The organism is Pseudomonas sp. Mn2068 (assembly GCF_049319725.1).
GTDB lineage: Bacteria > Pseudomonadota > Gammaproteobacteria > Pseudomonadales > Pseudomonadaceae > Aquipseudomonas > Aquipseudomonas gingeri.
This window is the reverse complement of record NZ_JBMOUG010000007.1, coordinates 315,833-335,543: the sequence shown is the minus strand read 5'-3', so window position 1 is coordinate 335,543 and position 19,711 is coordinate 315,833. Positions and strand designations below refer to the sequence as shown.

The 19,711-nt window shown below is 63.2% G+C and carries 17 protein-coding genes; 6 read left to right on the top strand and 11 right to left on the bottom strand.

The window, feature by feature from the left end; genetic code table 11:
- Positions 1–113: 113 nt before the first annotated feature.
- On the top strand, positions 114–1,055 hold the full coding sequence (locus ACL9RJ_RS18475; RefSeq protein WP_042937106.1) for a cupin: 942 nt from the start codon (positions 114–116) through the stop codon (positions 1,053–1,055).
- A 6-nt stretch (positions 1,056–1,061) separates the two neighbouring features.
- On the opposite strand, the gene ACL9RJ_RS18470 is transcribed toward ACL9RJ_RS18475, so the two are convergent.
- The 5 genes from ACL9RJ_RS18470 to ACL9RJ_RS18450 all read right to left on the bottom strand — a co-directional run bounded on the left by ACL9RJ_RS18470 (position 1,062) and on the right by ACL9RJ_RS18450 (position 6,018).
- Positions 1,062–1,982 (bottom strand): LysR family transcriptional regulator, encoded by a 921-nt coding sequence (locus ACL9RJ_RS18470; protein ID WP_177086687.1) that lies wholly within the window; start codon positions 1,980–1,982, stop codon positions 1,062–1,064.
- A gap of 44 nt (positions 1,983–2,026) precedes the next feature.
- On the bottom strand, positions 2,027–3,295 hold the full coding sequence (gene hcnC / locus ACL9RJ_RS18465) for a cyanide-forming glycine dehydrogenase subunit HcnC (RefSeq protein WP_177086685.1): 1,269 nt from the start codon (positions 3,293–3,295) through the stop codon (positions 2,027–2,029).
- A gap of 3 nt (positions 3,296–3,298) precedes the next feature.
- Positions 3,299–4,696, bottom strand: a complete 1,398-nt coding sequence (gene hcnB, locus ACL9RJ_RS18460; protein WP_212809904.1) for a cyanide-forming glycine dehydrogenase subunit HcnB — start codon at positions 4,694–4,696, stop codon at positions 3,299–3,301.
- Positions 4,693–5,007 carry a cyanide-forming glycine dehydrogenase subunit HcnA gene (gene hcnA / locus ACL9RJ_RS18455; RefSeq protein ID WP_017129443.1) on the bottom strand — a complete coding sequence of 105 codons (315 nt, stop codon included), beginning with the start codon at positions 5,005–5,007 and terminating at the stop codon, positions 4,693–4,695. Before hcnA ends, hcnB begins: the two co-directional genes overlap by 4 nt.
- A gap of 105 nt (positions 5,008–5,112) precedes the next feature.
- Positions 5,113–6,018, bottom strand: coding sequence for a LysR family transcriptional regulator (locus ACL9RJ_RS18450; RefSeq protein ID WP_422765534.1), 906 nt, complete (start codon positions 6,016–6,018; stop codon positions 5,113–5,115).
- Positions 6,019–6,120: 102 nt separating this feature from the next.
- Between ACL9RJ_RS18450 and ACL9RJ_RS18445 the strand changes: the two genes are divergently transcribed.
- From ACL9RJ_RS18445 to ACL9RJ_RS18435, 3 genes are all read left to right on the top strand, one after another.
- Positions 6,121–6,963, top strand: coding sequence for a type 1 glutamine amidotransferase domain-containing protein (locus ACL9RJ_RS18445; RefSeq protein ID WP_177106589.1), 843 nt, complete (start codon positions 6,121–6,123; stop codon positions 6,961–6,963).
- A 117-nt stretch (positions 6,964–7,080) separates the two neighbouring features.
- Complete coding sequence (locus tag ACL9RJ_RS18440) at positions 7,081–7,452, top strand: hypothetical protein (protein WP_017129446.1); 372 nt, start codon at positions 7,081–7,083, stop codon at positions 7,450–7,452.
- Positions 7,439–8,893: a hypothetical protein gene (locus tag ACL9RJ_RS18435; protein WP_212809906.1), complete on the top strand. Its 1,455-nt coding sequence runs from the start codon at positions 7,439–7,441 to the stop codon at positions 8,891–8,893. Before ACL9RJ_RS18440 ends, ACL9RJ_RS18435 begins: the two co-directional genes overlap by 14 nt.
- Before the next feature lie 41 nt (positions 8,894–8,934).
- On the opposite strand, the gene ACL9RJ_RS18430 is transcribed toward ACL9RJ_RS18435, so the two are convergent.
- The 4 genes from ACL9RJ_RS18430 to ACL9RJ_RS18415 form a co-directional block, all read right to left on the bottom strand.
- Positions 8,935–12,054 (bottom strand): efflux RND transporter permease subunit, encoded by a 3,120-nt coding sequence (locus ACL9RJ_RS18430; protein WP_422765533.1) that lies wholly within the window; start codon positions 12,052–12,054, stop codon positions 8,935–8,937.
- Complete coding sequence (locus ACL9RJ_RS18425) at positions 12,051–13,301, bottom strand: efflux RND transporter periplasmic adaptor subunit (protein ID WP_178990812.1); 1,251 nt, start codon at positions 13,299–13,301, stop codon at positions 12,051–12,053. The genes ACL9RJ_RS18430 and ACL9RJ_RS18425 overlap by 4 nt, the downstream gene beginning before the upstream one ends.
- The gene (locus ACL9RJ_RS18420; RefSeq protein WP_177086669.1) at positions 13,298–14,563 is read right to left on the bottom strand and encodes a TolC family protein; all 1,266 of its coding nucleotides are present in this window, start codon (positions 14,561–14,563) and stop codon (positions 13,298–13,300) included. Before ACL9RJ_RS18420 ends, ACL9RJ_RS18425 begins: the two co-directional genes overlap by 4 nt.
- Before the next feature lie 100 nt (positions 14,564–14,663).
- On the bottom strand, positions 14,664–15,005 hold the full coding sequence (locus tag ACL9RJ_RS18415) for a hypothetical protein (RefSeq protein WP_017129451.1): 342 nt from the start codon (positions 15,003–15,005) through the stop codon (positions 14,664–14,666).
- A gap of 142 nt (positions 15,006–15,147) precedes the next feature.
- Between ACL9RJ_RS18415 and ACL9RJ_RS18410 the strand changes: the two genes are divergently transcribed.
- A complete protein-coding gene (locus ACL9RJ_RS18410) occupies positions 15,148–15,693 on the top strand; it encodes a hypothetical protein (RefSeq protein ID WP_177118795.1) in 546 nt (181 codons plus the stop codon).
- A 38-nt stretch (positions 15,694–15,731) separates the two neighbouring features.
- Here the strand turns inward: ACL9RJ_RS18410 and ACL9RJ_RS18405 are convergent, their stop codons facing one another.
- Positions 15,732–16,154, bottom strand: coding sequence for a hypothetical protein (locus tag ACL9RJ_RS18405; RefSeq protein ID WP_017129453.1), 423 nt, complete (start codon positions 16,152–16,154; stop codon positions 15,732–15,734).
- Positions 16,155–16,281: 127 nt separating this feature from the next.
- On the bottom strand, positions 16,282–18,831 hold the full coding sequence (locus tag ACL9RJ_RS18400; RefSeq protein WP_017129454.1) for an ATP-binding protein: 2,550 nt from the start codon (positions 18,829–18,831) through the stop codon (positions 16,282–16,284).
- A gap of 298 nt (positions 18,832–19,129) precedes the next feature.
- Here ACL9RJ_RS18400 and ACL9RJ_RS18395 point away from each other — a divergent pair, with 298 nt between their 5' ends.
- Positions 19,130–19,678 (top strand): hypothetical protein, encoded by a 549-nt coding sequence (locus tag ACL9RJ_RS18395; protein WP_017129455.1) that lies wholly within the window; start codon positions 19,130–19,132, stop codon positions 19,676–19,678.
- Positions 19,679–19,711: the final 33 nt, after the last annotated feature.

The following is a 19,711-nucleotide window of genomic DNA, read 5'->3' as shown; positions in this document are numbered from 1 at the left end:
TCACTGCCCTTTTGCACATAACTGCTGTTCCCCACGGGGCCTTAATCCCCGTCGGCGGGCTTCGTATAGTGAGCGCTCAGTGCCCCATAACCAGAACGTCGAGAGGCCCGAGCATGAACCGTCCACAGCCGATGATCGCCAGCACCGAACTGCCCGCCTGCGAGCAGGACGCCGAATACTTCGAATACAGCAAGGCCGCCAACCCGATCAGCGCCGGATTGATCTCGCGCATCCCCTACCAGGACTTCCCCGCCTCGCTCTACGACAGCGGGCCGTCGCGGCTCGTGCCCCTGGACCTGAGCGAAGCCCTGGGTTGCGAAGGTCCGGCTACCGGCCCCGGGCTGTGTGCCAACTTTATCCGGCTCAACGCCGGTGACACGCTGACGCTGCAACCCAACGCCACCTCCCAGGTGCTCTATGTGATCGCGGGACATGGCAGCCTGGCCCAGGGCGAGAGCCGGTTCGACTGGTACAAGGGCTGCTTTGTCGCCCTGCCCGGCCGCCAGTCGGTGGAACTGGCCGCCAGCGAGGACAGCCGTTTCTACTACGTGCATGACGAACCGTTGCTGCGTTACCTCGGTGTCAGCAGCCAGCAGGATCGCTTCAGCGCCACCCTGTACCCGGCGCAGATCGCCAACGCCAAGCTGCGCGAAGCCGCCGACGACCCGCGCGCCCAGGACCGCAGCCGCATCAGCATCCTGCTCGGCAACCGGCATTTCCCCCAGACCCGCACCGTGACCCATGTGCTCTGGGCGATGTACGGCCTCCTGCCGCCGGGCTCGGTCCAGAAACCCCATCGCCACCAGTCGATCGCCCTTGATTTCATCATCGACTGCCCGCCCGGTTGCTACAGCCTGGTGGGCACCGACGTCGACGAACAGGGACAGATCCGCAACCCGACCCGGGTCGACTGGGCGCCTGGACTGGCGTTCGTCACCCCGCCGGGTTACTGGCATGCGCACTACAACGAGTCGGACCGCGAAGCCTTCCTGATCCCCATCCAGGATGCCGGTCTGCAGACCTACCTGCGCGCCCTGGATATCCGCTTCAGCTGAGCGCTCTCAACGCTGCCAGTAAGGCGGTGTGCCGATACGTTCGAGCATGAAGTCGATAAAGCTGCGCACCTTCGACGAGACGGTGCGCTTGGGCGGATAGACGAACCACAGCGACGAGGCGATCTGCGTGGCCTGGGCCTGCCAGTCGGGCAGCCAGTGCAGCAGTTCGCCCTGCCTGAGCAAATCATTCACCAGCCAGTCCGGCAACAACGCCATGCCCAGGCCCTGGCGCACCGCCAGCAGTTGCGCATCCAGATCGTTGATGCGCAGATCCCCCCTGAGCACGACACGCTCGGCCTGGGCCCCTGGCGCCTGCCGCGGCACAAAAAACACTTCGTCGGGCAGGTTGCCGTTCAACAGCGTGCCACACTCCGCCAGCTCCTGCGGTGAGCCCGGTGCCGGATGCTGCCGGGCATATCCAGGGCTGACGCACAGCAGCGTGTGTTCGGCCGCCAGCTTGCGGGCCTTGAGCGAAGAGTCCGGCAACACACCGACGCGCAGCGCCAGGTCGACGCCGGCACTGATCAGGTTGACGTGGCTGTCTTCCAGGGTCAGCTCCAGGCGAATTTCCGGAAAGCGTCTGGCAAAGTCGCCGAGCAGCGGCAACACATGGTGGCGGGCGAAGGCCGGCGGCAGGTTGAGCTTGAGCAGGCCCCGGGGTTGCTGGTTCAGCGCCGAGGTCGCGGCCCTGGCCTGATCCAGTTCGGCCAGTACCCGCAACGCATGGTGCAGGAAGGTTTCACCACCCTCGGTCAGGCGCAGGGTACGGGTCGAACGATTGAACAGGGCGATCCCCAGGTCCTGCTCCAGGTCCTTGATGTAGCGCGATACGGTCGAGGCCTTGATCGAGAGCTTCTCGGCCGCCCGGGAAAAGTTGTTGGCCTGGGCGGCTTCGACAAAGGCCGTCAACGCGGCGAAATAGTCCATACGGGTATCCACTCGGGGGCGGCTCGGCGCTTGAGCCGCGGGAACTACCGAGTAGATACCGCTATCTGCCGCCTTTGGGCAAGCCCGTCGGCAAAATCGAAGCGATCCGCCAGGAACGGCGTGATGTCCAGCGGCAACGACTGCTGATGGAGCAGGCGTTCGAGCATGACCCCGGTGATCGCCGACGTGAGAATGCCGGTGCGGAAATGCCCGCAGGCATTGAGGTAGCCGTCGACACCCGCCATCGGCCCGAGGATCGGCAGCTCGTCGGGCGACCCGGGACGCAGGCCGGCCCAGCAGCGCTTGAGATTGATCTCCCCGAGTTGCGGCACGCAGCGAATCGCCCCCTGCACCAGCGCCGTTACCTCGGGGAAGGTGGTACTCACGTCGAAGCCCTTGTCCTCGGTGGTGCTGCCAATGAGGATTTCCCCGTTGTCCTTCTGCGCCATGTAGCAGTCACTGGTGGTCAGGCAGCCCTGCAACAGGCTGGGCAGGCGCTCGGTCAGGAGAATCTGGCCCTTGACCGGCCTGACCGGGATCGCGATGCCGGTGGCCTGCCGGCTGAGCTCGGCCGCCCAGGCGCCGGCGGCGTTGATCAGGGTCGCGCAATGGAACTCGCCCGCCTCCGCGGTCCGCACGCCACTGACACGCTCGCCCTGATGCAGGACTTCGGTGACGTTGGTATTGAAGTACAGGTCCACGCCATTCTGCCGCGCCGCCTCGGTATAGGCATCGGCCAGGCGGAAGGGACTGACCTGGTGATCACAGAGAAACTCCAGCGCGCCTTGCGCCTCGGGGCTCACCGCCGGCTCGGCTTCGCGCAGGGACTCGCGATCCAGCCAGCGCAACTGGTCCGCCAGGTGCGGGATGCGCGAAACGATATGCTCGGCATACAAACGATCTTCATCGTCGTAGATCACGTATTTCAGGCCGGTGCGTTCGAACTTGAAATCCATGCCATGGCGCTCGATCAGCTCGCGATGCAGTTCCGGGTACAGCGCATTGGACTGCAAGGCAAACTCGAAGAAGGCCGGTGGCAGGATATGCGGCGTGCTGGCGTCCACCGCCACCGCCGCGCCATGGGCCTCGCGACGGCGTTGGGCGGACATCATGCGAAAGAAGATCACCCCGCAGCCCAGCCCCACCGATTCGCCGATGGCCCACAGGCCGCCGGCCGAAGCGCGGGTCGCGTTGCCCGGACGCTTGGCGTCGATCAGGGCAATCCGCAGTTTCTTCTGGCGCGACAGATGATAGGCACAGGAAGCACCGATCACACCGCCACCGGCAATCACGACATCGTAGGTTCTGCTCATGGTTCAGGCGTCCTTGCCCAGGTGCTGGAAAGCGGAAAAGGGAATCGGCTCGATGGGAAAACGTGGCCGCAACCAGCCGACATCGGCGCGCCCGGTGGCCTCGCGCAGACGGTCGCTGCAATAGCCGACACACATCCGCCCCTGGCAATCGCCCATGCTGACGCGGGTGCGCATCTTCAGGCCGGCCATGTCCTCGACACCCTGGGACAGCGCCCGGTCGATATCGGCCCGGGTCGCATGTTCGCAACGGCAGATCACCGTGTCGGCCTTCGCCAGGTCGATCTGCCGGATACCGCGCCGGGTGTAGCGGTCGACCCCCGAGCGGAATTTCCTGATGCCCGCCAGCTTGTCGAGATAGACCTGGCGCAACGCCAGGGCGGCCTCGGCGTCGAGGACATCGCGTTGCATCAGGATCGATACCGCGGCGATCCGCCCGGCCAGCATCGCCGCCTCGCCACCACGAATACCGCCCATGTCCCCGGCCAGGTGGATATGCGGCTCGCTGCTCTGCTGCCAGATATTGGTCTCGGCACACAGGTAGCCGTCGGCATTGAAGCCATGGCCCAGGCCCATCTGCTGGCTGAGCTGGGTGCGCGGGATAAATCCGTAGCCGACGGCCAGGGTCTGGGCCTCGACCTGATGGGCACGCCGCAGATCCGCTTGCCAGTCAGCGGAATAAGGCGCCAGGGTCACGCGCATCAACTCGTCCTGGCCCTGTGCCTCGACCACACCCCAGCCATAGTGCATGGCGATGCCGTGCAATTTCAGGTAGGCGAGCATGCTCAGGCCATCGAGGAACATCTGCGGCTTGTGCAACAGCGCCAGGCTTTCGCGGGCGATCCGAGCGAAGGCACTGGCCTCGTAGACACCGGCAATCGCTACGCCCGCCGCGTGCAACTGGCAGGCCACCAGCGGCAGCAACGGCCCGGTACCGGCGATCACCGTGGCCCCCAACGGCTTGACCACGCCGCTCTTGATTTGCAGTTGCAGGCCGCCCAGCAGCATCACCCCGGGCAGGGTCCAGCCGGGAAACGGCACATTGCGCTCATGGCAGCCGGCCGCCAGCAGCAACTGCGGGTACTCGATCTGTTGCAGGGACTCGTCGGCATCCAGCGCCATCAGCGTCCGCGCGCCCTCACCGCCGACGATACGGGTGTTGCAACGCACCTCGACGCGATCGACGCAGGTGGCGAATTCACCGTGGAGTTTCTCCAGGGTCGCGCTGTAGCGCGCGCCCAGGTAACCAAGGTCGACCCCGCTGCGCAGCGGCCCGCGATAGACCACGCCTCCCAGCCGCGAGGCCTCTTCGAACAGCACGCTGGACACCCCGTGGCGGGCCAGTTCAACCGCGGCGGCCATGCCTGCCGGGCCACCGCCGACGATCACTGGAGGCAGGCTCATAGCACCTCCAGCACGGCAAACCGGCTGACTCCGGTCTCGATGCGCATGCCCGGCCGGACCAGGGTCTGGCAGGCCCGGCGCTTGAGCCGGCCGTCAATCGATACCAGACAGCTCTGGCACACCCCCATGCCACAGAAGGCACCTGCCACTTGCCCGTGATCGTTGCGCGAAACCTGGCGCAGTCCGACCGACTGGAGTACCGAGAGCACTGTCTCGCCTGCCGCCGCCACTACGCTCTGGCCGTTCAGATGGAGGGTCATATCCGCCCGGACAAGGGGCTGGATATCGTATTTTCGATCCAGGTCGTGCATGGTCCGTATCATCCGTGATTGACATAATCGTCCATCACGATAAGGAGTCTGCCCGGGCAAAACCTTGATCCAGGCCAGTAAAGCCTTGAAAAGCAGGACCGTGTATCAGCTCGCCACCGCCGTGCTCATGAAATCGATAAAGGCCCGGCACGCCGCCGACAGTTGCCGGTGTGGCGGATAGATCAGCGAGAACGGCCGGGTACGTCCGCTCCAGGGCTCCAGCAGCTTGACCAGGCGGCCATTGGCAAGGCGCTCGCGGACGATGAACTCGTAGGTCTGGCAGAGACCCAGGCCGTGCTCGGCCAGGGACACGATGCCCAGCACATCGTCGGTCACCTCGATACCGGCCGCCGGCGCCCAGTCGACCTCCCGCTCACCGTCGCGAAACAGCCAATGGCCGACACGCCCGCTGCTGGGCATGACAAAGGGCAGGCACTGGTGCCGGGCCAGTTCCCCGAAATGCAGCGGCGTGCCGCAGCGCTTGAGGTAGTCCGGCGCGGCCACCACACAGAGCAGCGCATCCTCCAGCTTGCGGCCGATCAGACCGCTGTCGGGTAACGCCCCCAGGCGAATCGCCAGGTCATACCCTTCGGCAACCAGGTCGACATTGCGGTTGGTGATGCTCAATTCGATCCGCACACCGGGATGCGCTGCGTGGAAGCGCTTCAGTAACGGTGGCAGACGATAGTGGCCGTAGGTGGTCGGTACGCTCAGGCGGATGCGCCCGCTCAGCGCGCCATCCTGTCCCTGGATGGCGCGCTCGGCGTCGTCGATCAGGCTGAAGGCCTGGCGCGACTGCTCCAGATACAGACGCCCGGCCTCGGTCAGGCTCAGGCGCCGGGTAGTGCGCCGCAGCAACTGGACGCCGAGCCGGCTTTCCAGCCGCGCAATCGCCCGGCTGATCACCGAGGGCGTCGTTCCCAGAGCCACGGCCCCGGCACTGACGGTGCCCTGCTCGACCACCGTGACGAACGCCTCGACATCGCCAAGGTAATCGAATCGCCGCGCCATTATTGCCTCCAGAGGCCAGATGAATTCCTGCAAGGCTACTTTATCGCCCATCCAGGCATCAATAAAGTCGTCAGCCTGTTCATTCGCACTTCGGAGCCTCACATGAAACCCACACTCAAACTGGCCATGGCCATCACCCTCGCCACCGCCAGCCTTGGCGCCCAGGCCGCCAATGTGCTGGTGGTGCTGTCGGATGCCAACCATCTCGACCTGCAGGACGGCAAGGTATTCCCCACCGGTTTCTATCTCAACGAACTGATGCAACCGGTCAAGCGCCTGCTGGACGCCGGCCACCAGGTGACCTTCGCCACGCCCAATGGCGATGCCCCGACGCTGGACAAGAGTTCGCTGGACCCGATGTATTTCAATAACGACCAGGCGGCAATGAATACCCACGCCGCGTTGCTGGAACGGCTCAAGCTGACCTCGGCCGGGGAATCGCCGGTGATCAGCCTGTCGCGGGTCGAGCAGATCGGCTATCGGCATTTCGATGCGGTCTATATCCCCGGCGGCCATGCGCCGATGCAGGACCTGCTGACCAGCCCGCGCCTGGGCAAGCTGCTGGCGGACTTCCATGCCCGCGGCAAGACCACGGCACTGGTCTGTCACGGGCCGATTGCCCTGCTCTCGACCCTGGCCGACGCCGACGGTTTCAAACAGCAGATGGAAAACGGCGGGAAAGCAGCCGGCAAGCCGGACTGGATCTATGCGGGCTACAAAATGACCGTGATCAGCAATCAGGAAGAAGAACTTGCCAAGGGCCTGCTGGCCGGCGGACGCATGAAGTTCTATCCGCAGACCGCCCTGGAACAGGCTGGCGGGCTGTACAGCAGCAACACCTCACCCTGGGCCGCCCATGTGGTGGTCGACCGCGAACTGATCACCGGCCAGAACCCGGGCTCGGCGACCGCGGTGGGCGATGAGTTGCTCAAGCGCCTGAAGTGATCACTGCACAGCCTTGAAAATCCATGCCCCTGGGCACCGACTAACGGTTTGACAGGATTGGAGCTAGTCTTCAGGCGCACCTGACCCACTCGCGCCTGCCGACCGATGGAGCACGCCATGCTGGTGATAAGAGAGGCTCAATGGCGCGCAATCGAATCGTCGCTCCATAGCGCCTTCGAGACGCGCGCAATCGCGCAGTTGCGCGCGTCCCGTGCACACCACCTGCACGAGCTCGACGATGACACCTTGCGCATCTGTGTGCACAACGGGATCCGTGTTGCAGTGGATCATGGCATTTCGGATGAAGCGTTCGTCATGGCCCTTCTCGAACTGATGGTCGATTTTGGCTGGAACTTTCAGAGTTCCACGCAAACCTCATGGGCAATGGACATTCTTTCGCGGAGCGAACTCACGGAAGACGAGAAAATCGCCGAGCTGCTGCGTCACCGGTTATCCCTCATGCTGGAGAAACGGAATGCGCTCGGTTGACCCCGACAATATCAATAAGATTGCCTTCGACAGGGCATCGCACGCCGTCTTCATCAAGACTCGCGGACGAACGAATACTCCCGACACGGAGGAGCTGCGTGAACTCTGGTTCAACCGCTATGAGGAAGAAGGCGGAAAAGTCATCATCGTCAAGAAACAGGAGAAGCCCCTGACTCCCATGGTGGTGCCATGCGAGGCCAGCAAGCCACTACCAGAGCCCAAGGTCATCCCTCCCCTCACGCTCAAGATCATTGAACTGACGTTCCTCTCGGACCATGGGCTGCTCAAGGACAATACGACCGACTGGAAAAACACCGGTGCCTTATATACCAAGCCGGATTGGACGCCGGGCAAATCCAATATGATCAGCCACAGCATCAACACGAAATTCCGCGTCCGGATTGTGATCGAGGCCGAGGGAGAAGCGCCGGATGACGGTAGCATCGAAGGGGCTGTCGGACCCGTTCGATTTTCCTCCGCCGCCGTAACCTTCAACATCGGCAGGAACACGCTGGATCTGACCTCGGACTCAGAACTGCCGAACATCGCCAGCGGAGTGTTCAAGATTGCCTGGACGGCCACCACCAGGCGTGGAGCACAGGTGTCGATAGGCGCCACAAGCAATCATCTTTTTCTGACCTTTTCGACCCCACGTTTGCGCCCATCCGAGCCGGATGATGGGGTTACCTCCTACCGCATGAAACACTCGATCGCGGCAGTCAAGACGATCGGGCTGAGCGCGCCCCACAAGATCGTCGAGACACTGATGGGCTATTTCCCGACCTATACGCTTGAAAAGAACGCGAATGTTCCCGACGAGCTCGGTCATCCGTATTACACACATCCGGAAATCGGCGCCTGGGCCCTTGGCCAGTATCGGAAATACACGGCTGAGTGCCAGGCCATCTGCCGGTTCGTGCGTGGCCTCCTCGAGCAGATCGGATGTCCCGGTACGGTCGAACCTATCGTCGTGTGGGCCGATCCGTTGGACAAGATAGTGAAAGAAGCAGAGTACGGCAGCTCGAGAAGCGGCCTGCGCTTCGTGACCAAGACGGTTCAAATCGAAACGGAAGTGGACGAGGAGTACGAGGTTCCACCCACCGGACTGTTCGGGTCGATCTTCGGCAGTCCGACCAAAAAAATCAGGAAGAAAAAAATCAGGGTGCCGCAAACCTGGAACGCATTTCTGACCACCAGCGCTGCGACGGTCGGGGAGGATGCAACGGACAGTGGCCTGAACCTGTACGAAGCCTGCCTGAAATTCACCCACGCGGGGATCGTCAGATACTACGGGGGTGGAGCGGGAGTATTCAAGACGAAAGAGAAGGTCGTGGCAGCCTTCCATTCGCTGATCTGGGTTCACAGGAAAGCACAGGATCCGGACGACAGGCTCAGCCCGATGATCCCGGTCTGCAAGGAAATATTCCATAGCTGGCGCTAGCGGACGCGTTCCCACGCAGAGCGTTGGAACGCTTTCATGGCCTAGCGCCGACGCTTCATCAGCCAATACGCCGCCGGCAGCACGAGCATCGACAACAGGGGGGCGGTGATCATCCCGCCGACCATCGGCGCGGCAATCCGCTTCATCACCTCGGAGCCGGTGCCGCTGCCCCAGAGAATCGGCAGCAGGCCGGCGATGATCACCGCCACGGTCATCACCTTGGGCCGCACCCGCAGCACCGCGCCCTCGCGAATGGACTCGAGCAGGCCGGCGTTGTCATCCCGCCCCTCCTCCAACCGCGTGGCCCAGGCGTTCTTCAGGTACAGCAGCATGATCACGCCGAATTCCGCCGACACCCCGGCGAGGGCGATAAAGCCCACGCCGGTCGCCACCGACTGGTTGAACCCGAGCAGATAGAGCAACCACACCCCGCCCGACAGGGCGAACGGCAACGTGACCATGATCAGCCCCGCTTCGCTGAAGCGCCCGAAGGTCAGGTACAGCAGCACGAAGATGATCAGCAAGGTCGCCGGCACCACCCACATCAACCGCGCATTGGCCCGCTCCAGGAACTCGTACTGGCCGGAGTAGGACACGGTCATCCCCGGCTTGAGCTGTACCTGCTGCGCCACTTGCTGTTGCAGGTCGCGGGCGGTGGACGCCAGGTCACGGCCACGCACATCGACATAGATCCAGCCGGACAAGCGCCCGTTCTCGCTGCGCAGCATCGGCGGCCCGGCGCTCACGCCGATATCGGCCACCGCGCCCAGGGTGATCTGCTGGCCGCCAGCGGTCAGTATCGGCAATTGCCTGAGGGCCTGGGGACTGTCGCGCCATTCCCGTGGATAACGCAGGCTGATGGGATAGCGCGCCACACCTTCGACCGTCTCGCCGACCGTGCTGCCACCTACCGCCCCGGAGACCACCGCCTGCACATCGGCGATGCTCAAGCCGTAGCGTGCCGCCGCCAGGCGATTGATCCCGATATCGAGATAGCTGCCGCCGGTCAGGCGTTCGGCCAGGGCCGAGGTCACGCCGGGCACCTGCTTGGCGACGCTCTCGATCTGGTGGGCGATGTCATCGATATCGGCCAGGGAAGTACCGGCCACCTTGACCCCGATCGGGCTCTTGATGCCGGTGGCGAGCATGTCGATACGGTTGCGAATCGGCGGCACCCAGAGGTTCGACAGCCCCGGCACCTTGACCGCCTGATCCAGGGCCTCGATCAGTTTTTCCGGGGTCATGCCCGGCCGCCACTGGTCACGGGGCTTGAACTTGATGGTGGTCTCGAACATCTCCAGCGGCGCCGGATCGGTGGCGGTCTCCGCCCGCCCGGACTTGCCGAAGACATGCTCGACTTCCGGCACGCTGCGAATCATCCGGTTGGTCTGCTGCAGCAGTTGCGCCGCCTTGCTGACCGGCAGGCCGGGCAACGCCGAGGGCATGTAGAGCAGGTCGCCTTCGTCCAGCGCCGGGATGAACTCGCCTCCCAGCTGGCTCAACGGCCAGAAGCTGGACAGGAAGATCACGGTCGCCAGCGCCAGGGTCAGTTTCGGCCATTTCAGTACCGCTTCCAGCACGGGCCGATAAGCCGCGATCAACCAGCGATTGAGCGGGTTCTGCTGCTCGGTGGGAATGTGCCCGCGAATCCAGTAGCCCATCAGTACCGGCACCAGCGTCACCGACAAGCCCGCCGCCGCCGCCATCGAATAGGACTTGGTAAACGCCAGCGGACCGAACAACCGCCCTTCCTGGGCCTGCAAGGTGAACACCGGCAGGAACGACAGGGTGATGATCAACAGGCTGAAGAACAGTGCCGGGCCGACCTCCGCCGCCGCCTCGCCGATCACCCGCCAATGGGTTTCGCCCTGCAGCTTCTGGCTGGGGTGTCGCACTTGCCAGGCCTCGATATGTTTATGGGCGTTCTCGATCATCACCACGGCGGCATCGACCATCGCGCCGATGGCAATCGCAATACCGCCGAGGGACATGATATTGGCGTTGACGCCTTCGATGCGCATGACGATAAACGCCATGAGCACCCCCAGCGGCAAGGTGATGATCGCCACCAGCGAGGAACGCAGGTGCCAGAGAAACACCAGGCACACCAGCGCCACCACGCCGAACTCTTCCAGCAGCTTGAAACTCAGGTTGTGGATCGCCCGGTCGATCAGTTGCGAGCGATCATAGGTGGTCACCAGCTCGACACCCGCCGGCAGGCTGGAGCGCAGGTCGGCGAGACGGGCCTTGACCGCTTCGAGGGTCTCGTGGGCGTTCTTGCCCGAACGCAGGATGATGACGCCCCCCACCGCCTCGCCTTCACCGTCGAGTTCGGCGACTCCCCGGCGCATTTCCGGGCCGAGCTGGATCGTCGCGACCTGCCCGAGCAGCGTCGGCACGCCGGTGGCCGAGGTCTTCAGCGGGATATTGCGAAAGTCATCCAGGGTCTTCAGGTACCCGGTGGCGCGCACCATGTATTCGCGCTCCGCCAGTTCCAGCACCGAACCACCGGCTTCCTGGTTGGCATTGCCCAGGGCCTCGCCGACCTGCTGCTGGGTGATCCCGTAAGCCACCATCTTCTGCGGGTCGAGCAGCACCTGGTATTCCTTGACCATGCCGCCGATGGTGGCGACTTCCGCCACGTTGGGCACGGTCTTGAGTTCGTACTTGAGGAACCAGTCCTGGATCCCGCGCAACTGCGCCAGGTCATGCTGGCCACTGCGATCCACGAGGGCGTACTGGTAGATCCAGCCGACCCCGGTGGCATCCGGCCCGAGGGCGCTGGTCACCCCCTTGGGCAGGCGTCCCTGGGCCTGGTTCAGGTACTCCAGCACCCGCGAGCGGGCCCAGTACAGGTCGGTGCCGTCGTCGAAAATCACATAGACGAAGGAGTCGCCAAAAAACGAGTAACCACGCACGGTCTTCGCCCCCGGCACCGAGAGCATGGTACTGGCCAGCGGGTAGGTGACCTGGTTCTCGACGATCTGCGGTGCCTGCCCGGGAAAGCTGGTGCGGATGATCACCTGGGTATCGGAAAGGTCCGGCAGCGCATCCAGCGGGGTGTTGCGCACCGACCAGATACCCCACGCCACGATGAACAGGGTCGCCAGCAGCACCAGGAAGCGATTGCCGATGGACCAGTGGATCAGGCGCTTGATCATTTCATGCCCTCCATCGCGTTCATCGATGGCGTGGCGGACGTCGCTTCCTGCGGCTCGGCGAGGCCTTGCAGGCTGGCTTCGGAATCCAGCAGGAACTGGCCGGAAGTCACCACCTGCTGCCCTTCGGTGAGGCCTTCGAGGACTTCGATGCGCCCTGCCGACTCACGTCCGGTACGGACTTGCACCGGTTTGTAGCGCCCCTTGTCCCCGGCCAGCATCACCAGGTCGCGCTTGCCGGTACGGATCAGCGCTTCACTGGGGATCAACAGGCTCGGACGCGGGTCGGTCGCAGCGAAGCGCACCGAGGCAAACATGCCGGGACGCAGGCTGCCGTCGGTATTGGGCAACTGGCTGCGCACCGTCAGGGTACGGCTCTGCCCATCGACCCCCGGCAGGATCGCCAGCACCTTGCCCTGTACCCCACGACCGGGATAAGCCGACAACGCCACCGCGACCTGCGCGCCCACCGCCACCGAAGAAGCCAGGGCCTCCGGCACCGAAGTATCGAGCCAGACGCTGGACAGGCCATTGATGCGCGCCAGGCTCATCCCGGCGGAGACGGTCATCCCGGCACGCACTTCGAGGCTCTGCAGTTCGCCGGCAATCGGCGTGGACAGGGTCAGCACCGGACGGACCTTGCGGGTCTTCGCCACCTGGGCGATCACCTCGTCGGGCATGCCCAGCAGGCGCAGGCGCTCGCGGGTGGCCTGGACCAGCCGGCTGTCACCGGTGGCGAGTACCGCGACAAACTCCAGTTGCGCGGCGGACCATTCCGGGATCAGCAGATCCACCAGCGGTGCGCCGGCCTGCAGGACATCGCCGGGTGCGCGATCGTAGACCCGCTCGACAAAACCGGCGGCACGGGCTTGCAGGTTGACCACGTCGCGCTGGTTGTAGGCCAGCGCGCCGACGGCCTCCAGGCCGCCGGGCAGAGATTCGCGAACCACCGCGGCGGTACGCATGCCGAGGTTCTGCGCCAGTTGCGGCGATACGCTGATGGACGTGCTGTCCTCGGCGGCATCGACATACTTGGGCACCAGTTGCATGTCCATGAACGGTGACTTGCCCGGGGCATCGAAATGCTGGGTCGGGTACATCGGGTCGAACCAGTACAGCGCCGGGCGTTCCTTCTTGCCGGCATCGGTGGTGGCGGACATCGCGGTCCCGCCGTGGCCGAGCCAGTAGCCACCGGCAACACCCAGTCCCGCCAGCGCGAGGGTCAGTACGGAATAAGCGAGCGTCTTCATTTGAGGCCCTCCACATAGGCGAAATAGAGGCTGGCGGACAGTTGGCCGAGTTGGGCCTGCTGACTGATCTCGCGCAGGTGGGCTTCGATCAGTTCGCGGCGCGCGCTGATCACCGCGTTCAATGGACTTTTCCCGGCCTTGTAGGAGGCCAGTTCCAGGTCGCTGCGCCGGCTGGCCAGCGGAATCGACGATTGCTGCGAACGTTCGACGGCTTTTTTCAGGCGCTCGAGCTCGGCCAGACCACTTTCCAGTTCGGCCCGATGCTCGCGCAACATCACTTCCTGCTCGGCTTCACGCTGTTCGAGCGCGTGTTGCCGGGCATTGATTCGCGGCCCCTGGCGGGAGCCGACGAACAGTGGCAGGTCGAAAGTGAACTGCAACGACGCCATGTCGCCGCCAAACTGGCGGTCGCGATGGCCGTATACCAGCTCGACACCCCAGTCGGGTTTCTTCTCGGCGATGGCCTCGGCCAGTTCGGCATTGGCTTCGCCGACCCGGGCGGTGGCGGCTTGCAGGTCCGGATGACGACCCAGGGTGTGTTGGCTGTGGGGCAGGATTGGCGCCCAGGTCGGTGGCCCGTCCTGCAGCGGTTGATCGGCGTCGGCACCGATCCAGCGGCGCAGTTTCGCTCGGGCGACGGCGATGTTCTGCACCAGCTCGTCGCGACGATCCGCCAGGCTCAGCGCTTCCTGGTCAGCCTGCAGCAGATCCCCGGCCTGGGCACCGCCACCGGCGATGCGCGAGGCGGTGGTGGTGCGCAGCAAGGCGACCTGATGGTCCAACTGATCGAACAGGCTCACGCTGCGCTCGGCGTAATAGACCCCGAGCCAGGCCAGTGCGGTTTGCCGCTTGACCTCCAGCAGGGCCGCGCGCTGCTCGGCCTCGGCGACGTCGACGGACGCCAGGGCGAGGTTCTTGCGGGCCAGGCGCTTGTCGCTGTTGGGAACTTCCTGGCGCAGCCCGATCTGCCGTTCGGTCATCGAGTCACCGTTGAACGAATAGCGACCGGAGCCCTGGATCGGCAGGTCCTGGATGCCCAGCATCAGCTTGGGATCGGGCAGCGCATCGGCCGGCCCGACGGAAGATTGCGCCGACTGCACCTGTGCCATGCGGGCAAGGTTCTCCGGCGCGGTATGTTCGGCGAGTTGCTGTGCCCGCTCGAAACTCAGGGGCTCGGCCTGGACGGCCAGCCACGGGCTCGCGCCCAGGACAACAGCGATCACACCGGCCAGCAGGCGGTGTGAGGGAATGAAAGCGAACATGCGTTCGTCTCCAATGCAGATGATCGAGGTGTCCGCCGTCACAGGCGCACACACAGGCCCCCGCGCCCTTTACAGGGAACGTGGAATGAACATCAGGGCATCAGACGTAACGCGGAGGGCGCCACAGGTCGGCCGGCTCGGACTGGAGCACGGTGGGCGTTGGCAGGGTGAGCGGCAACGGTGGCAGCGAAGAGAAGGTGCCGATATTCAGGATCCGGACCAGGCCGCCGATCTTGCACTCCTCCCCCGACTTGCATGGCGACTTGGAGACGGTGCCGTGCTGCATGTCATTGCAGCAGGGGGCATGGCTCATTGCCGAGCCGTCATGACTCATCAGTGGCATCGGGCAGGGTTCGGCAAAAGACGCGGCCGCGGCCACGCTACCGAAGATCGGCAGCATCAGGCTGAGCACCAGGGTCAAGATCAATCGAAACCTGAACATCGGAAACGCCAACTGAAAAGGAGGGTTGAGGGAAAAGATACGCTATTTGAAGGGGCGCGGGTTAAGTAGAGATTAATGTTCTACGCTTCGTTGCGCCGAAGCCGCACGGACTTCCGGCTGTCCCGTTCCCAAGGAGCTCTTCATGGCCATCACACTGCACAATCAGACCGGCTATATCAGCCAGTTTGTCGTCAAACAGGGAGATCTGATCATCGCCCGTTTACCGGGGCTGGAACCCGATGCAACCCTTATCGTCCCCTTGGATGACACTCGCCAAGTCAATGCCAGCACGGTGATCGACGGCAATACCTATGTTTCGGCCCCGCTGGAAATACGCGGCAGCATGGGCTTTCTCGCTCAGGTCCTCCAGGTGCCCAGCCAGGGAAGCTATGAGTTCGAGGTCGTCGAATCACCGAGCCCGGTGGCTGACCAACTGAGCTTTCAGAAAACCTGCCTCAACCCGGTGACATTTACCCTGACCAGGGACGATAAACCTCTGCAAAACGTGGTGGTGAGCGATTCTTTCAGGGTCGAGACACTGAACATCGGCCATACCTTTTCCGCCTATGCCATCATCAACGGGATCACCACGGCTACCGTCTCGACCAGCAATCCCAACGCGACCATCAGCGCAGTGCAGGACACCTCCACGCTGGAAAGCGGCTACTTCACCCTGGTCGTTCAGTAATCAAACAGCATGCAGAGGGCAAGGACGCCCATGACGCGCTATTCCGCAACCGCCTGCAACATCCACCCGCCTTCGCGCTCCTCGATCAGGCCGCAAGCCAGCAACAACGGACGCAGGCGAATATGCAACTCGGGTTTGACGAACTCCTGTACTGCCGGGAGGTCCAGCAGTCCGGGAACCTCCAGGTCGGTCTTGAAGAACGACAGCCAGGCCTTCTTCAGCACCAGCAGGACCTCGCTCGGGGTGGTCCTGGCGAACTGGCGGTTGACCACCTTGCCCAGTTCGAAGGTGTGCTGGAAGGCATAACCGCTCTCGCTACCCGCCGCGTCCACGCAGCGCATGCACTGGCACGGCCCATCGGCAAACGCCTGGAGCAGGAAGGCATTGAAGTCCGTCACGGGCTTGAGGGAGAGCCGCTTGTCTACCTGGAACAAATCGTCCTGCTGTGCCATTTCGGCCATCGTGCCCTTCCTTAACAATAGAGTGCGCGTGCCCGCGAACGTCGGGAGTCGCGGGTAAAAAGTCGCGAAGTTAATACCTCGACTTTCGGAAGTCAAAGCAACCCGTGTTTCGCCTGACACCCGGCGCTCAATCCTCCAGTTCGGATGCCGTCGGCATCACCTGCTCGACGGATTGCCTGGACAATGCCAGAGTGCAGAACATCTCACGGTCCATGCGGGCGCCTTCGACCATCAGTCGGGAAATGAATGGTTTGTCCAGGCGTTTGAAGATCATATGCGAGTTGCGCACACGGATTCTTGTCGTGCCGAAATCCCGTGCCCCCGCGGCGTCATAGGCAAGCTTTGCATACCCCATCAGGCGGGCGGCAGCGGCGAGCCGGTTCTCCAGTGCCGCCAACCAGACAAAAAGATCGGTATACAGACCGAACCACTCCCAGCCCAGGCGCCTGGACTCGGCCACGAAGTCCACCAGCACCTTGCGCGCCTCGCGCATTTTGCCCAGCGAGAGCAAAGCCATCGCCATCGTGGCCAAGGCATGTGGCAGGACGATGTTTCGATGGATACCACGCTGGCGGCACAATGCCTGACTGCGCTGCAGGGCACGCTCATACTCGCCCCTGGCCAGGTTGAGCTTGGCCTGGGCATTGAGTGCCAGCCGCTCAATGCTTTCCAGCCCTGCCGACAGCGCCAACAGGTGCAGGGACTCCAGGGCGAAACAGGCTTCTTCGGGTTGCTCGCAACGCTGGTACAGGCTGACTTCCGCAATCAGTCGCTCGGCCCGCAGTCGAGGCGACCAGTCGGCAGACTCGATTTCGATAATCTCCTCGAGAATGCAAGGTGCCTCGCCAGATGGCAGGAACGCACAGTCCATGGCTCGACACAGCGCCAGGAAAACCCCACGCGGATCATCCAGCGAGCGATAGAACGCCAGTGCCCGGGGAGCAAAATCCGTCGAACGGCATGTGCCGTTCCCCGCATGCAGCCGACTGAACTCCAGCCAGTACCTGGCCAGCAGTGTCTCCAGCTCGAAGGGTGAAGCCTCCAGCACAAGAGTCCGATCCAGTGCCAGGGCAACGGACTCAAGCGCAAGAAAACGCTGGCGACCTTCACTGACCAGCCCTTGCTGGAAGAACAGCGGGCCGGATACACCAAGCAACCTCAAGGCCAGTTCCGGCTGGTGTTCCAGGCTCCAGTCCAATGCCGCCCGGACGTTGTCGGTGTCCGCTGCATAGTCCTCCAGCCAATACTTGTCACCGCAGTCCCAGTAAGCCTCATACGCCCGGATCATCAACTCGGTGCAACTCAACGCGTGCCGATGACGCAAAAGCTCTGTTTCCCCCGCCTGGTGCAACCTGGCCCTGGCGTACTCGACTACATACTCGCAAAGTTGGTAACGCCGGACCGGACCGTCCTGAACCTCGACCAGCGATCGATCCACCAGGGCATCCAGGGCATCTATCGCGGTCCATTTATCCAGCGTGATCTCACCACATACCGCCGTCGCCAACTCCAGGGTGAAGCCTGCGACAAACACCACGCAGCGACGCAACAAGGTCTGCTCCGGGGTAGAGAGCAGGCTATAGCTCCAGTCGAGTCCCGCACCAACGGTCTGCTGGCGACTACCGCCGCCACCTCGCCGGAGACCGTTCAACATCCCCAGACGTTCCCCCAGCCGCGATGCCACGCCTCGCACCCCGAGCAAGGGCAACCTGGCGGCAGCCAACTTGATCGGCAAGGCCATGCCGTTGAGCTGCCGACACACGGAAATCACGGCGGCGACATTCTCGGGGGTGACCCTGAAGGTACGGTCGACCGCCTGTGCCTGGTCGGCGAACAAGCTCACCGCCCCATACTGCATGGCTTCGTGGGCCGACACATCGGTGCCGGGCACCGACAGGCCTGCGAGCCGAAAGACCCGCTCGCTTTCGCCCCTGATCGCGGCCTGGCTGGTAATCAGCAATCGAACTCCAGGCGCTTTCTTGCCAACGGCCCCGGCGAACCGGGCGATGGCCTCCAGCAGATGTTCGGCGCCATCAAGGACCAGCACGGCCCCGAGGGGGCCCAGGGCCAGAAGTAATTCGCCCAGTGGCTCATCGGTTCGGATCGGCAGCATCGCAGCGCGCGCAATCGTCTGCACCAACTGCTCCGGATCGGTGACACCGGAGAGCTCGACCCAGACGGCAGGTTTCAACTGGTGGGCCGCCGCCAGCGCCAATGCACTCTTGCCTATCCCCGCCGCCCCGACGACAGACACCAGCGGGTAAGCCTGGACGAGCTCCAGCAGATCGACGAGCTCTCGATCCCGCCCCATGAGTTTTCGCAGCGCCGCGGGCAGGCTTGGCACAAGCGCATCAACGGCCCCGGCAGAGGGTAAAGGCGGTTCCTCCACCACCATTGCAAAGCGGTAGCCCTGGCCAGTCACCGTGACCACCGCCTGTCCTCCCAACACCTTGCGCAATGTCGAAACCTGAACCTGCAGGTTGTTTTCCTCGACGAACAGGTTCGGCCACACCAGCTCAAGCAGCTCGCCTTTGGTCACCATGCGCTCGCGGCGCTCGATCAAGGCCAGTAATACATCAAAAGCACGAGTTCCCAAGACAATGGGACTGCCATCGACATACAACCTCCGCTCGGCTGGGCGAACTTCAAATCGTCCAAATCGGTAGTCGCGCGTCATTTTCTTCCCTGTAAACAACCTGCTCGAGCCTCTGCCCCTTCGAGCCAGGGCGAACATCGATCTTCAGAAAATTTCAGCCCGATTTCAGGGCGCTTAAGGACTTGGGCCCCCTCCTTACCCGAAAGTCACTTCCGTCAACCGGCCAGGCCTCCAGAGCACCGATCCTGAGCCAGGATTGCGCTGACACAACAAAACTGACAACCCGGTTTTCAAGTGTGTTGGAACCGGAAACCGACACGTTGCACAGGCCACCCAACCCCATTCGGGCGAAGGCCAAGCCCACACCCAGGAGCTGTTCATGACTATTACCTTGCTCAACCAGACCCAGTTCGATGCCCAGTACGTCGTCAAGAAGGGTCAGCAGATCATTTCCAACCTGCCGGCCATCCAACCGAACGCCATGCAAACCGTCCCAGTGGGCGACACCTACCAGATCACCGCTACCACCCTGATCGAAGGCAACACCTACACCTCTGCACCACTGGATGTGTCAGGCAGCATGGGCTTCCTGGCGCAAGTCCTGCAGGTCAAGGCTCAGGGAACCTATGAGTTCGATGTGGTTGAATTCCCGAGCAACGTCTCCAACCAGCTGAGCTTCCAGAAAACCTGCATCAATCCGGTAACCTTCACCATCCTCAAAGATGGCAAGCCGCTGCAAAACATCGTGGTGAACGACAGTGGCCAGAACCAGACCCTGGACATCAGCAACACGTTCTACATCTATGCCGTGATCAACGGTGTCACCACCGAGACACTGGTGACCTCCAGTCCTAAAGCCACCGTCACCGCCGTCACCAACGGTTCGATCCTTGAGCGCGACTATTACTCGCTGACCATCACCGGCTAAGCAGGCATCAGAAGCAGCCATAATGGCACATCG

What these genes read in the sequence shown, in the direction of transcription:
- ACL9RJ_RS18475 (WP_042937106.1), top strand. Translation starts at nt 114, where the DNA reads ATGAACCGTCCACAGCCGATGATCGCCAGCACCGAACTGCCCGCCTGC.
- ACL9RJ_RS18470 (WP_177086687.1), bottom strand. Translation starts at nt 1,982, where the DNA reads ATGGACTATTTCGCCGCGTTGACGGCCTTTGTCGAAGCCGCCCAGGCC.
- hcnC (WP_177086685.1), bottom strand. Translation starts at nt 3,295, where the DNA reads ATGAGCAGAACCTACGATGTCGTGATTGCCGGTGGCGGTGTGATCGGT.
- hcnB (WP_212809904.1), bottom strand. Translation starts at nt 4,696, where the DNA reads ATGAGCCTGCCTCCAGTGATCGTCGGCGGTGGCCCGGCAGGCATGGCC.
- hcnA (WP_017129443.1), bottom strand. Translation starts at nt 5,007, where the DNA reads ATGCACGACCTGGATCGAAAATACGATATCCAGCCCCTTGTCCGGGCG.
- ACL9RJ_RS18450 (WP_422765534.1), bottom strand. Translation starts at nt 6,018, where the DNA reads ATGGCGCGGCGATTCGATTACCTTGGCGATGTCGAGGCGTTCGTCACG.
- ACL9RJ_RS18445 (WP_177106589.1), top strand. Translation starts at nt 6,121, where the DNA reads ATGAAACCCACACTCAAACTGGCCATGGCCATCACCCTCGCCACCGCC.
- ACL9RJ_RS18440 (WP_017129446.1), top strand. Translation starts at nt 7,081, where the DNA reads ATGCTGGTGATAAGAGAGGCTCAATGGCGCGCAATCGAATCGTCGCTC.
- ACL9RJ_RS18435 (WP_212809906.1), top strand. Translation starts at nt 7,439, where the DNA reads ATGCGCTCGGTTGACCCCGACAATATCAATAAGATTGCCTTCGACAGG.
- ACL9RJ_RS18430 (WP_422765533.1), bottom strand. Translation starts at nt 12,054, where the DNA reads ATGATCAAGCGCCTGATCCACTGGTCCATCGGCAATCGCTTCCTGGTG.
- ACL9RJ_RS18425 (WP_178990812.1), bottom strand. Translation starts at nt 13,301, where the DNA reads ATGAAGACGCTCGCTTATTCCGTACTGACCCTCGCGCTGGCGGGACTG.
- ACL9RJ_RS18420 (WP_177086669.1), bottom strand. Translation starts at nt 14,563, where the DNA reads ATGTTCGCTTTCATTCCCTCACACCGCCTGCTGGCCGGTGTGATCGCT.
- ACL9RJ_RS18415 (WP_017129451.1), bottom strand. Translation starts at nt 15,005, where the DNA reads ATGTTCAGGTTTCGATTGATCTTGACCCTGGTGCTCAGCCTGATGCTG.
- ACL9RJ_RS18410 (WP_177118795.1), top strand. Translation starts at nt 15,148, where the DNA reads ATGGCCATCACACTGCACAATCAGACCGGCTATATCAGCCAGTTTGTC.
- ACL9RJ_RS18405 (WP_017129453.1), bottom strand. Translation starts at nt 16,154, where the DNA reads ATGGCCGAAATGGCACAGCAGGACGATTTGTTCCAGGTAGACAAGCGG.
- ACL9RJ_RS18400 (WP_017129454.1), bottom strand. Translation starts at nt 18,831, where the DNA reads ATGACGCGCGACTACCGATTTGGACGATTTGAAGTTCGCCCAGCCGAG.
- ACL9RJ_RS18395 (WP_017129455.1), top strand. Translation starts at nt 19,130, where the DNA reads ATGACTATTACCTTGCTCAACCAGACCCAGTTCGATGCCCAGTACGTC.